Origin of the sequence: Bradyrhizobium macuxiense, assembly GCF_001542415.1 — a bacterium.
In the GTDB taxonomy this organism is placed as follows: domain Bacteria; phylum Pseudomonadota; class Alphaproteobacteria; order Rhizobiales; family Xanthobacteraceae; genus Bradyrhizobium; species Bradyrhizobium macuxiense.
In genome coordinates, this window is record NZ_LNCU01000024.1 from 78,155 (window position 1) to 90,635 (window position 12,481).

Annotated in this window: 9 protein-coding genes; 7 read left to right on the forward strand and 2 right to left on the reverse strand. The window is 64.8% G+C overall.

Going from position 1 to position 12,481, the window contains the following annotated elements; all coding sequences use genetic code 11:
* Window positions 1-2 precede the first annotated feature (2 nt).
* The 4 genes from sdhA to AS156_RS05805 all read left to right on the forward strand — a co-directional run bounded on the left by sdhA (window position 3) and on the right by AS156_RS05805 (window position 5,479).
* Window positions 3-1,844: a succinate dehydrogenase flavoprotein subunit gene (sdhA, locus tag AS156_RS05790; protein ID WP_066501194.1), complete on the forward strand. Its 1,842-nt coding sequence runs from the start codon at window positions 3-5 to the stop codon at window positions 1,842-1,844.
* Between the two features lie 18 nt (window positions 1,845-1,862).
* Window positions 1,863-2,648, forward strand: a complete 786-nt coding sequence (locus AS156_RS05795; protein WP_066501195.1) for a succinate dehydrogenase iron-sulfur subunit — start codon at window positions 1,863-1,865, stop codon at window positions 2,646-2,648.
* A gap of 297 nt (window positions 2,649-2,945) precedes the next feature.
* Complete coding sequence (locus AS156_RS05800; protein ID WP_066501196.1) at window positions 2,946-3,929, forward strand: zinc-dependent alcohol dehydrogenase family protein; 984 nt, start codon at window positions 2,946-2,948, stop codon at window positions 3,927-3,929.
* Entirely contained in the window at window positions 3,926-5,479 is a 1,554-nt protein-coding gene (locus AS156_RS05805; RefSeq protein ID WP_082747351.1) for a bifunctional aminoglycoside phosphotransferase/ATP-binding protein, read from the forward strand. Before AS156_RS05800 ends, AS156_RS05805 begins: the two co-directional genes overlap by 4 nt.
* Before the next feature lie 141 nt (window positions 5,480-5,620).
* Here AS156_RS05805 and feoB read toward each other — a convergent pair whose 3' ends face one another.
* Window positions 5,621-7,492, reverse strand: coding sequence for a ferrous iron transporter B (feoB, locus tag AS156_RS05810; protein ID WP_066501201.1), 1,872 nt, complete (start codon window positions 7,490-7,492; stop codon window positions 5,621-5,623).
* Entirely contained in the window at window positions 7,489-7,764 is a 276-nt protein-coding gene (locus AS156_RS05815) for a FeoA family protein (RefSeq protein ID WP_066501203.1), read from the reverse strand. The genes feoB and AS156_RS05815 overlap by 4 nt, the downstream gene beginning before the upstream one ends.
* A gap of 365 nt (window positions 7,765-8,129) precedes the next feature.
* On the opposite strand from AS156_RS05815, the gene AS156_RS05820 reads away from it, so the two are divergent.
* From AS156_RS05820 to AS156_RS05830, 3 genes are all read left to right on the forward strand, one after another.
* Window positions 8,130-10,277 (forward strand): hybrid sensor histidine kinase/response regulator, encoded by a 2,148-nt coding sequence (locus tag AS156_RS05820; RefSeq protein WP_066501205.1) that lies wholly within the window; start codon window positions 8,130-8,132, stop codon window positions 10,275-10,277.
* Between the two features lie 348 nt (window positions 10,278-10,625).
* Window positions 10,626-11,453, forward strand: a complete 828-nt coding sequence (locus AS156_RS05825; protein ID WP_066501208.1) for an FkbM family methyltransferase — start codon at window positions 10,626-10,628, stop codon at window positions 11,451-11,453.
* 181 nt (window positions 11,454-11,634) lie between these two features.
* A complete protein-coding gene (locus tag AS156_RS05830; RefSeq protein WP_066499812.1) occupies window positions 11,635-12,471 on the forward strand; it encodes an IS5 family transposase in 837 nt (278 codons plus the stop codon).
* The last annotated feature ends 10 nt before the right edge of the window (window positions 12,472-12,481 follow it).

The window sequence follows — 12,481 nt, forward strand, 5'->3', positions numbered from 1 at the left end:
CCATGGCCGGTGAAGGAAACGGCAAGGCCACCAACGGCAGTGGCCCGGCTACGAACGGCAAGGCTTACCCGATTCAGGACCACACCTACGACGTCGTCGTGGTCGGCGCCGGCGGCGCGGGCCTGCGCGCCGTGGTCGGCTGCTCGGAAGCGGGCCTGCGCACCGCCTGCATCACCAAGGTGTTCCCGACCCGCTCGCATACGGTTGCGGCGCAGGGCGGCATCTCCGCCTCGCTCGGGAACATGCATCCGGACGACTGGCGCTGGCACATGTACGACACCGTGAAGGGGTCGGACTGGCTCGGCGACCAGGACGCAATCGAATACATGGTGCGCAATGCGCCCGACGCGGTCTACGAGCTCGAGCATTGGGGCGTTCCGTTCTCGCGCACCGAGGACGGCAAAATCTATCAGCGCCCGTTCGGCGGCATGACTATGGACTTCGGCAAAGGCCAGGCGCAGCGCACTTGCGCTGCCGCGGACCGCACCGGCCACGCCATGCTGCACACGATGTATGGCCAGTCGCTGCGCCACGCGGCCGAGTTCTTCATCGAATTCTTCGCCATCGACCTGATCATGGACGACCAAGGCGTCTGCCGCGGCGTCATCGCGCTCAAGCTCGAGGACGGCACGCTGCATCGCTTCCGTGCCCAGACCACGATTCTGGCCACCGGCGGTTACGGCCGCGCCTACGCCTCCTGCACCTCGGCGCACACCTGCACCGGCGACGGCGGCGGCATGGTGCTGCGCGCCGGCCTGCCGCTGCAGGACATGGAGTTCGTCCAGTTCCACCCGACCGGCATCTATGGTTCGGGCTGCCTCGTCACCGAGGGCGCGCGCGGCGAAGGCGGCTATCTCGTCAACTCCGAGGGCGAGCGCTTCATGGAGCGCTACGCGCCGTCGGCCAAGGACCTCGCCTCGCGCGACGTCGTCTCGCGCGCGATGACGATCGAGATCCGCGAAGGCCGCGGCGTCGGCAAGAAGAAGGATCACATCTTCCTGCACCTCGATCACCTCGATCCGAAGGTGCTGCACGAGCGGCTGCCCGGCATTTCCGAATCGGCCAAGATATTCGCCAATGTCGACGTCACCCGCGAGCCGATCCCGATCGTGCCGACCGTGCATTACAACATGGGCGGCATCGCCACGAACTATCACGCCGAAGTCCTGACCAAGCGCAACGGCGACGACAATTCGGTGGTGCCCGGCCTGATGGCGATCGGCGAAGCGGCCTGCGTGTCGGTGCACGGCGCCAACCGCCTCGGCTCCAACTCGCTGATCGACCTCGTGGTGTTCGGCCGCGCAGCCGCGCTGCGCCTCGCCGACAAGCTGACCGCGAACGCCAAGCAGGCGGAACTGCCGAAGGATTCGGCCGACCGCGCGCTCGGCCGGCTCGACCATTTCCGCCACGCCTCCGGCTCGACGCCGACCGCGAAGCTGCGCGACAGCATGCAGCATGTGATGCAGAACAATTGCGCGGTGTTCCGCACCGGCGACGTGCTGCAGGAAGGCCAGAACCTGATCCACAAGGTCTATGGCGGCGTCAGCGACATCTCGGTGTCCGACCGCTCGCTGGTCTGGAACTCCGACCTGGTCGAGACGCTCGAATTCGACAATCTGATCGTGCAGGCGGTCGTGACGATGGACTCGGCTGCGAACCGCACCGAGAGCCGCGGTGCGCATGCGCGCGAGGATTTCCCCGACCGCGACGACAAGAACTGGATGAAGCACACGCTGACCTGGATCGATCCGGCCGGCAAGACGGCGATCGATTACCGCCCGGTGCACAGCTACACGATGACCAACGACGTGCAGTACATCCCGCCGAAGGCGCGGGTCTACTGAGAACGAAGGCGAGCAAGCATGGTTGAATTCGCACTTCCGAAGAATTCGAAGATCTCCGGCGGCAAGACCTGGCCCAAGCCGGCCGGCGCCACCGAGACGCGCGAATTCAATATCTATCGCTGGAATCCTGACGACGGCAAGAATCCGAGCGTCGACACCTACTATGTCGACGTCAACGATTGCGGTCCGATGGTGCTGGACGGCCTGATCTGGATCAAGAACCACATCGATCCGACGCTGACCTTCCGCCGCTCCTGCCGCGAAGGCGTCTGCGGCTCCTGCGCGATGAACATCGACGGGCAGAATACGCTCGCCTGCACCAAGTCGATGCACGACGTGGCCGCCGGCGGCGCGGTGAAGGTCAACCCGCTGCCGCATCAGCCTGTCGTCAAGGACCTCGTCCCCGACCTCACGAATTTCTACGCCCAGTATGCCTCGATCGAGCCGTGGCTGAAGACCACGACGCCGACGCCGCAGAAGGAGTGGAGGCAGAGCCACGAGGACCGCGAGAAGCTCGACGGCCTCTATGAATGCATCCTGTGCGCCTGCTGCTCGACCTCGTGCCCGAGCTACTGGTGGAACAGCGAACGCTTCCTCGGTCCCGCCGCGCTCTTGCAGGCGACGCGCTGGGTCACCGACTCGCGCGATGAAGCGACCGGTGAGCGCCTCGACAACCTCGAGGATCCGTTCCGCCTCTATCGCTGCCACACCATCATGAACTGCGCGAAGGCGTGCCCGAAGGGCCTCAACCCGTCGGAAGCGATCGCCGAGCTCAAGTTCAAGCTGGTCGAACGCCAGATCTGACCCGTCGCAGGCGCTGGAGCCTGGGCCGCCATCGATCGATCCGATCGGTGAATGGCCAGCGCTCCGCGCCTTCTTCCGGATCACCTTTGTCGCACTGCCGGAATGGCACCGCCGAAGCTGCGCTCGTTCCCGATGTGAATGGGAACCGTAGCCTTGCTCATTTATTCTCTCCTGACTGAACCCAGCTCACGGACACTGTCCTTGAGAGGTGGCCTCAAACCTCTGTCTTGACCGAGATCAAGGCTCGCGACGATCGCCTGCTCACACTGCGTCCGCTACGATTTCGGATGGGTAGCCATGTATGCGATGGTGCTTGCGGCGCGCGATGCGCCTCTTGTCCTTCAGGAGCGGCCCGACCCGGTTCCGGGCCCAGGCGAGGTTCGTCTCAGGGTCAGTGCCTGCGGCGTTTGTCGCACCGATCTCCACGTCGTTGATGGCGAATTGCCTGACGTGTCCTATCCGATCATCCCCGGCCACGAGGTCGTCGGCCGGATCGATGCGCTGGGAGATGGTGTCACCGAGCTGCCGATCGGGATACGCGTCGGCGTGCCCTGGCTTGGCCGCACGTGCGGCGTCTGTCCCTATTGCCGTGCGGGTCAGGAAAATCTCTGCGATCGTCCGCAGTTCACTGGCTATACCCGCGACGGCGGCTTCGCCACCCATCTCATTGCCGACGCTCGCTATTGCTTCCCGCTCGGAGAGCGCGACGATGACGTGGCACTTGCCCCGCTGCTTTGCGCCGGATTGATCGGTTGGCGATCGCTGGTGATGGCCGGCGAGGGCCGGAACATCGGCATCTACGGTTTCGGCGCGGCCGGACATATCGTTGCACAGGTCGCGCGGTCGCAGGGCCGGTCGGTTTATGCGTTCACCCGCAAGGATGACCGGGATGCCCAGTCCCTTGCACGCTCCTTGGGAGCGGACTGGGCCGGGGCGTCCGAGGACAAGCCCCCGGTCGAGCTTGACGCTGCAATCATCTATGCGCCGGTTGGATCATTGGTGCCGCACGCGCTGCGCGCAGTGCGCAAGGGCGGGCGCGTGGTATGCGCCGGAATCCACATGTCCGACATCCCCTCGTTCCCCTACGACATTCTCTGGGGCGAGCGGCAGATTGTCTCCGTCGCCAACCTGACACGACAGGACGGCATTGATTTCCTCGGCATCCGGGCCGGTGCCGATATTCGGACCCACACGACTGTATTTCCACTCGAGCGTGCCAACGAAGCGCTGGCGCAGCTGCGCGACGGCAGGCTGGTGGGCGCGGCTGTGCTGCGACCATGACGGCGCCACCCCATACAAGCGACCGTGACGGCGACCCGGAAGCGGTGCTTGCCTTCATGGACGAGCGCGTCCACAGCGGCGTGGCGAGGCGGGTCGATACTCATATCTCCGTGGTGTTCCTCGAGCCTGATCGCGTTCTGAAGATCAAACGAGCCGTTCGCCTGCCATTCCTGGATTTTTCGACGCTGGAGAAGCGTAGGCAGGCCTGCGAGGCAGAGCTTGCCGTCAACAGGCGCTACACCCCCGAACTCTACCGGCAAGTCATCCCGATCACCAGGGGAATGAACGGCCCGGAAATCGGCGGCGCCGGGCCAGTCCTTGAGTGGGCGGTCGAGATGGCGCGCTTTGACGAACGCTGCACGCTCGATCATCTGGCCGCTGCCGGCGAGATCAGGCCGGAGATCGGTGACGCGCTGGCCGATACCATCCGGCGATCGCACGAACGATCGCACGAAAGGGCCGAGATTTGCGATGGCCGCGCGTGGCTTGCCTCCATCGCCACGATCATCGACCGCAATACCGAGAACTTCCGCGGCCAACCCACAATCGAGCGCAATGCCGTCGAGCGGTTGCATGAGCGGAGCCATGGCTGGCTGGCGAGCTGTCAGCCGGTGCTTCAACGGCGGGCTTCAGCCGGATGCGTCCGACGCTGCCATGGCGACGCTCACCTCGGCAATGTCGTTCTCATCAACCAGCAGCCGGTGTTGTTCGACGCCATCGAGTTCGACCCGGCAATGGCAACCACGGACGTTCTCTACGACCTTGCCTTCCCGCTGATGGATCTCCTCCACTTTCGCTCGCTACGCGCGGCAAACCGGCTGCTCAATCGTTATCTCGAACCAACCTGGCGCCACAACGGCGGCGCGCTGCGGTTGCTTTCGCTGTTTCTTTCCATGCGGGCGGCGATTCGCAGCCAGGTGCTCTTCACCAAATACGAGCAATCACGCGACGATGCGGCGTTGGCCGAGGCGAATTCCTATTTCGAACTGGCGTTACGGCTGGTCACCTCGGCAAGACCCTCATTGGTTCCGATCGGAGGGATGTCCGGAACAGGCAAGAGCCTGCTGGCGCGCGACGCCGCCTGCCTGTTGCAACCGCCACCCGGCGCGGTCATCCTGCGTTCGGACGTGATCCGTAAGCAGCTGTTCGACGTTGATCCGCTCACGGCGCTGCCGGACAGTGCGTATAGCGCCGAAGTGAGTGATCGCGTCTACAAGGCGATGCTCGAACGTGCCGCGCAGATCACGGCGCAGGGCTTCTCAGCGATCCTTGACGCAGCCTTCCTGCGCGAGAGCGAGCGATCCACGCTCGAACAGGACGCGCGAGGGATGACAGCCGACTTTCGACCGATCTTCCTGCACGCAAGTTTGTCGATCCGTGTGGATCGCGTCGCGTCACGCGGCAGGGATGCTTCCGATGCGACACGCGAAGTTGCTGCACAGCAGGAACAATACAGCATCGGCCAGCTTCACTGGCCCCGGATCGATGCCTCCGGCTCGCCCGAAGAGACCCTCAGACGAAGCTCTTCAGTTCTGTTGAAGGCTCCGTAGCCGGCTTGGCGTTGCTCAAGACGAACACACCCCTATCGGATGATTGTCGTCACACCGCCCTGATGCGCGCCAGACCGGATCGCTTCGCAGCCTGCATCCATCACGGTCTCAGGCCGGGGCGACCGGAACTCGACTGTTCACCTAATGCAGGCCCAGCGCCTGCGCCAGGTTGAAGGTCAGGAAGCTCGCGACATAGGCCAGCGCGAGCATGTAGACGAAGGTCACCACCATCCACTTCGCACTGCCGGTCTCACGGCGGATCACCGCCAGCGTCGAGGCGCATTGCGGCGCGAAGATGTACCAGACCAAAAGCGACAGCGCGGTCGGCAGCGTCCATTTCTGCGCCAGCACCTGGCCGATCGCTTCCGCCGCTTCCTTGCCACCCTCGATCGAATAGACCGTGCCGAGCGCCGCGACCGCGACCTCGCGCGCCGCCATGCCCGGGATCAACGCCACCGCGATCTGCCAGTTGAAGCCGATCGGCCGCAGCAGCGGCTCGAGCGCATGGCCGATCATCGCCGCAAAACTGTAATTGATCGCGGGCCCCTCGGCGCCGGCCGGCGCGGTCGGGAACGACGCCAGGAACCAGATCAGCACCATCATCGACAAGATCGTGGTGCCGGCGCGATAGAGGAACATCTTGGCGCGGGTGAACACACCGATCGCGATGCTGCGTAGCCGCGGGATCTTGTAGTCGGGCAACTCCAGCATGAACGGCGCCGGCGCATGGTCGCGCCACAGGAAGAACTTCGCGACCGCCGAGACCGTCAGCGCGCTGGTGATGCCCGCGGCATAGAGGCCGAACATCACGAGGCCCTGCAGATTGACCCAGCCCCACAGCATCTTCGCCGGCACGAAGGCCGAGATGATCAGCGTGTAGACCGGAATCCGCGCCGAGCAGGTCATTAGCGGCGCGATCAGGATCGTGGTCAGCCGGTCGCGGCGATTGTCGATAACCCGGGTCGCCATGATGCCGGGAATGGCGCAGGCAAAGCTCGACAGCAGCGGAATGAAAGCGCGGCCGTGCAGCCCGGCGCCGCCCATGATGCGGTCCATCAGGAACGCGGCGCGCGCCATGTAGCCGAAATCTTCCAGGAGCAGGATGAACAGGAAGATGATGATGATCTGCGGCAGGAACACGATGACGCTGCCGACGCCGGAGATCACGCCGTTCTGCAGGAAGCTCTGCAGCAGGCCCTCGGGCAGCACGTCGTGAACCACCTGCCCGAGCGCGGAGAAGCCGTCCGACAGCAGCTCCATCGCCGGCTGGGCCCAGGTGAACACCGCCTGGAACATCACGAACAGGATCAGCGCCAGGATCACTAGGCCCGCCACCGGATGCAGCACGACCGCATCGATGCGGTTGGTCAGCGTATCGGGCTTGGCCGGCAGCGTGACGCTCGCGGCGATGATGCGGTCCGCCTCGCGCTGTGCCGCCTTGAGATCGGCGATCGTGGGCGCCGTCCATTGACCGGTCGCCGGCGTCTCGCGCGATCGCGCCAGGAACTCGTCGGTCCGCTTGAGCAGATCGTCGACGCCACCCTTGCGGACGGCGACCGAGGTCACGATCGGTAGGCCGAGCTCCTGCGACAGGCGGTCGAGGTCGATCGTCACGCCACGGCGCCTGGCAATGTCGATCATGTTGAGCACGAGGATCATCGGCCGGCCGATGCGCTTGAGCTCGAGCACCAGCCGCAGTGTCAGCCGCAGATTGGTGGCATCCGCAACGCAGAACACGAGATCCGGCACCGCCTCGCCCTTGAAGCGCCCGAGCACGATGTCGCGGGTGATCTCCTCGTCCGGGCTGCGGCCGCGCAGCGAATAGGTGCCGGGCAAATCGAGCACGGTCACATTGCGGCCTTGCGGCGTGACGAAGCCGCCGGACTTCCGCTCGACCGTGACGCCCGGATAGTTGGCGACCTTCTGGCTGCTGCCGGTCAGGCGATTGAACAGCGACGTCTTGCCGGTGTTCGGGGCACCGACCAGCGCAAGGCGCAGGGATGCAGTTGTCATTCGACGATCACAGCCATGGCTTCGCTCCGGCGCAGCGCGATCGTGATGGTATCGACCCGCACGGCGATCGGATCACGCCGGATCGTGCCTTCGTGCAGGATTTCCACGCGCGCACCTTCCACAAATCCCATCTCGACCAGGCGCTGCTCCAACTCGTGCGGCGAGAGCGACGAGCCGGTCTGCAGCGCATCGAGCCTGAGGATTTTGCCGACAAAACCGCGATCCGCGTGTCCGAGCCGGATGTCCTGGGAGCTATTTGGGTCGCGTGTCATGTGGCCTGTTTTTCAGCAGGTAGTTACAGGGTCAAGCATTTGCCCGCGACAGGTTTTAGAACCGCTAAAAACAGCGACCACGAGCTTCGTTTTCAAGCGATTTTTCAGCCGGGCCGCCGACCGCGGCTAACGCGGTCGTGAGGGGGCACCCGCCCCCTCCGTGCAGGCACGGCTGGGGCTGGTATGCCGCCGGCACCGGCCCTCCGCGAACGGCAATTGGCGACCGGTTGGTCGATCCGGCGCCGCGCCCGGCGCCCGCGCGCGGTCACGGCACGATGGACCGGCCCCGGCCGCAACCGGAGGTCGGGTTTTGCGTTCTCCCGCGCTGAGGTTTGCGTTAAGCTTCGCCCGGAGCCGGAGCGCCCTTGCAGACCGCACAACGCAATTCGCTGAGATTGTTGCAATGGATGATGGCCGCGTCGCTGGCCCTCCCGCTGGCATTGTTCGTTTTTGCCTCCGCGATCTCCTGGGTCTCGACCAACGAAGCCGCCGACCGGGACATCGAGCGCACCCTTGACGTCGCCCATGAGCACGCACTCAAGGTGTTCGAGACCATCGACCGCAGCCTGTCCGAGACCGCCGAGATCATTCGCGGCATGTCGGATGCCGATATCGTCGCGCATGAGCAGGCGCTTCACGAGCGGCTCGGCAAGCTCGCCGATACGCTCCCCCAGGTGAAATCGGTCTGGGTGTTCGATTCCAGAGGCCATGCCCTGGTCAACAGCCTCGTCATATCGCCCCCCGATATGGACTTCTCGGACCGGGATTATTTCCGGATGCATGCGGACGGCGACGCGGGCACCTACATCGGCGAGGTGCTGACGCCGCGGCCGCCCTACCAGGGATCGCAGTTCTTCGGTGTCAGCCGAGGCCGCATGAACGCCGACGGCAGCTTCGCGGGAGTCATTCAAGCCTCGGTCCTCCCCGAATATTTCGAGAACTTCTACGCGCGGATCGGCAGCGAGCCCGGCAGCTTCCTTGCGCTGATCCGGGCCGATGGCGCGGTGCTGGCGCACTATCCGATCATCCACCACGAGTTCAGGTTCGAGCCGAACGGGCCGCTCGGGCAACACATCGTCGCCCACCCGCTTTCCGGCACAATGACGATCAACTCGCCGGGCGACGGCGTCGAGCGGCGTATCCGCTATCAGCGGCTCGCCGAATACCCGATCTATGTCAGTGCCGGCCTGGCGACCTCGGCGATCCAAGCGCGCTGGATCGCGACCATGGCCCCGCATCTGATCTTCGGGGTGCCGGCCACCGCGCTGCTGTTCGCGCTGCTCGTCCTTGCCTTCAGGCGAACGCGGCGCCTGCACGAGGAGGCCAACCGGCGGATCGAGGCCGAGGAGGCGCTGCGGCATGGCCAGCGGCTCGAGGCGCTGGGACAGCTCACCGGCGGCGTGGCGCACGACTTCAACAATCTGCTGACCGTCATTCGTGGATCAGTCGACATGTTGCGAAAGCCGGATCTGCCGGAGTCGCGGCGGCTGCACTACATCGAGGCGATCTCCAACACCGTGAACCGGGCCGCCAGGCTGACCAGCCAGTTGCTCGCCTTTGCGCGCCGGCAAGCCCTCAAGCCCGAGGTGTTCGACGTCGGTGAGAGCGTCCGGACGCTGAGCGAGATGGTCGCGACGCTGATCGGGGCGCGCATCGAGATCGTCACGCAGGTGCCGGACGAGCCAAGTCTGGTCAACGCCGACCCGGGCCAGTTCGAGACAGCGATCATCAACATGGCCGTGAACGCGCGCGACGCCATGAACGGCGCCGGCAGGCTTACGATCACGGTCAGCCGGGCGGACAGGCTGCCCTCTGCCACGACGAGCACGACCAGTTCGCACGGCCATGTCGCGGTGTCCGTTGCCGACACCGGCGTCGGCATTCCGCCGGAGCGGCTCGAGCGGATCTTCGAACCCTTCTTCACCACCAAGGAGGTCGGCCAAGGCACCGGTCTCGGCCTATCGCAGGTGTTCGGCTTCGCCAAGCAGTCCGGCGGCGAGGTGGACGTTGTCAGCGAGGTCGGCAAGGGCTCCACGTTCACGCTCTATCTGCCGCGTGTGACCAATGACGGCCCGCCGCAATCGCTGCTCAGCAGCGATGCTCCGCCGGTCGGCCAGACCGGCGCGTCGGTGCTGGTGGTCGAGGACAACCCCGAGGTCGGCAAGTTTGCCGCCGACGCGCTGACCCAGCTCGGCTGCAACGCCGTGCTGGTCGACAACGCCACCCACGCGCTGCAAGAGCTCGCCACCGACGCGCGCCGCTTCGACATGGTGTTCACCGACGTCGTGATGCCCGGCATGAGCGGCATCGAACTCGCGAAGGAAATCCGCCGGCAGGGACTCAATCTGCCGATCGTGCTCGCCAGCGGTTACAGCCAGGTGCTGTCGCAACAAGGCAGCTCCGGCTTCGAGCTGCTGCAAAAGCCCTATTCGATCGAGCAACTCGCACAAATGCTGCACAAGGTCGGGCGATCGCTGACGGTCAGGCACGATCAGGCGCCGGCGTCGTCGTGAGGAGATTGCGCTTGCGAGGCACAACGCGACGTCGTCCCTGCGAGGCTAAAGCTGAGGTCCTGCCCCATTTTCTGCGGTCGTCCCTGCGAAAGCAATGCGAACGCAGGGACCCATAACCACGAGATTGTGTTGTTGAGTGGGCTGTAGCCCCAGCTTCGCGCAGCAATGAAGATCGGTGGATATGGGTCCCGGCTCAAGGCCGGGACGACACCGAATTTGTTGCGCCGCCTGTGAGTCAACCCTCCGTCGTGCCGACGAGGTTACGGGACTGGCTGTTTCCGTAGCACCAGCCGTTGGAGTCGCGGGCAAAACCGGCTATGCATGCGCCGCTTTTGACGAGGGCAACGCGTGATCCCCAGCAACGACACTTCGCCCGCGCCGTTCGGCGCCTTTGCGCCGAACGCGGCGCAGGCCGCGATCATCCGCCTGGCGCACGGCACCGGGCTGAAACGCGGCGCGTTCCGCCCGTGGCTGTCGCGGCTGGTCGATTTGCTCGGTTCAGGGCCGCTCGACGTGCCATATCAAGGCGCATCGTTCCGCTTCTATCACCAGGCTAGCGCGACCGAGCGCGGCGCGCTCTTCAATCCCGACTACAATCTCGAAGAGCTCGAATTCCTGCGCCGGCATGTCGGCGCGGGCGGCACCTTCGTCGATCTCGGCGCCAATGTCGGCACCTATGCGCTGGCGCTGGCGCGCGACGTCGGCCCTGAGGGCAAGGTGATCGCGATCGAGCCGCACCCGGTGACGCATGCGCGGCTGAGATTCAACACGGAGGCTTCCGGCTACGCGCAAGTGAAGCTGGTCGCGGCCGCAGCAGGCCCGACCGACGGCGAGTTGATGATCGAGACCGACGGCGACAATCTCGGCGCGAGCCACATCGTCACGGGCACCCCTTCGGGCAAGGCGTTCAAGGTGCCATCGCTGCGGCTGCAACGCATTCTCGATGAGGCCGGCGCAAGCAAGGTCGACGCGCTCAAGATCGACGTCGAGGGTTTCGAGGACCGCGTGCTCACCGGTTTCTTCCGTGAAGCGCCGGAGACGCTGTGGCCGCGCGCCATGGTGATCGAGCATCTGTCGAAGGATGAATGGAGTGGCGACTGCATTGCAGACATGAAGTCGCGCGGTTACGTCGAGCAGGGCCGGACACGGAGCAACACGCTGCTCGTGCGGGGGTGATTCGGTGATTCATAGACCCTCATGGGAGCGCGAAGCGCATCTCGAACCGTGAGGCCCCGCCCGTGGCCTACGTCCTTCGAGACGCGCGTTCCGCGCTCCTCAGAGCCTGACTGAAAAAGGAGTGAGTGATTTCGGTTGGCTGTGATTCCTTCGGATTTGCGAAGATTCGAGGGAGGGTACGATGCCGTGGACCGAAATCACTCGTGTCGAGTATCAACGCAAAGGGCTGCGCTACACAAGCGATCTGACCGATGCGGAGTGGGCGCTGATATCCCGGAAGATGCCGGCGCGACAGCGACGAGGACGCCCGCGGGAAGTCGATTTGCGCGAGGTCGTGCAGGCGATCTTCTACATTTTGTCGACGGGCTGCCAATGGCGAGCCCTGCCGAGCGAGTTCCCGCCATACTCGACGGTCCAAGGCTATTTTTATGCCTGGCGCGACAGTGGCCGGTGGCACCGGATCGTCGGAGCCTTGGTCCGGCAAGCGCGGCGGAAACTCGGGCGCAAGCCGGGACCGACGGCTGCCGTCATCGATAGCCAGACGGCTCCGACGACGCAGGCCGGCGGGCCACGCGGCTTCGACCCCGGCAAGCGCCTTCATGGACGTAAGCGGCACATCGTCACTGACACCAATGGTCTGCTGCTGGCAGTCCACGTGCATCCCGCCAACGTTCAGGATGTCCACGGTGCTGTCCCTCTGCTGGAACATCTGAGAGAACACTTCCCCAGGCTTCAGCATGTCTTTGCTGACCGAGTCTATCGCGGCAAACAGCTGCTCGACGCACTGTCCCATTGCGGCCAATGGACCATCGATATTGTCCAGCGGCCACCCGGCGTCAAAGGCTTCCAGCTCTTACCCCGACGCTGGGTCGTCGAGCGTACCTTTGCCTGGTTCGGCAGGTGCCGTCGTCTCGCCAAGGACTTCGAGGGCTCCGCGGCAACCGAAGTCGCTTGGCTTCTCGTCGCCCATCTCAGGCTCCTGATCAGACGCCTCGCCAGGCCCCAACACGCTTTTTGAGTCAGACTCT

Coding starts and splice junctions, on each gene's coding strand:
- AS156_RS05815 (WP_066501203.1), bottom strand. CDS start 7,764: ATGACACGCGACCCAAATAGCTCCCAGGACATCCGGCTCGGACACGCG.
- AS156_RS05795 (WP_066501195.1), top strand. CDS start 1,863: ATGGTTGAATTCGCACTTCCGAAGAATTCGAAGATCTCCGGCGGCAAG.
- AS156_RS05800 (WP_066501196.1), top strand. CDS start 2,946: ATGTATGCGATGGTGCTTGCGGCGCGCGATGCGCCTCTTGTCCTTCAG.
- sdhA (WP_066501194.1), top strand. CDS start 3: ATGGCCGGTGAAGGAAACGGCAAGGCCACCAACGGCAGTGGCCCGGCT.
- feoB (WP_066501201.1), bottom strand. CDS start 7,492: ATGACAACTGCATCCCTGCGCCTTGCGCTGGTCGGTGCCCCGAACACC.
- AS156_RS05830 (WP_066499812.1), top strand. CDS start 11,635: ATGCCGTGGACCGAAATCACTCGTGTCGAGTATCAACGCAAAGGGCTG.
- AS156_RS05805 (WP_082747351.1), top strand. CDS start 3,926: ATGACGGCGCCACCCCATACAAGCGACCGTGACGGCGACCCGGAAGCG.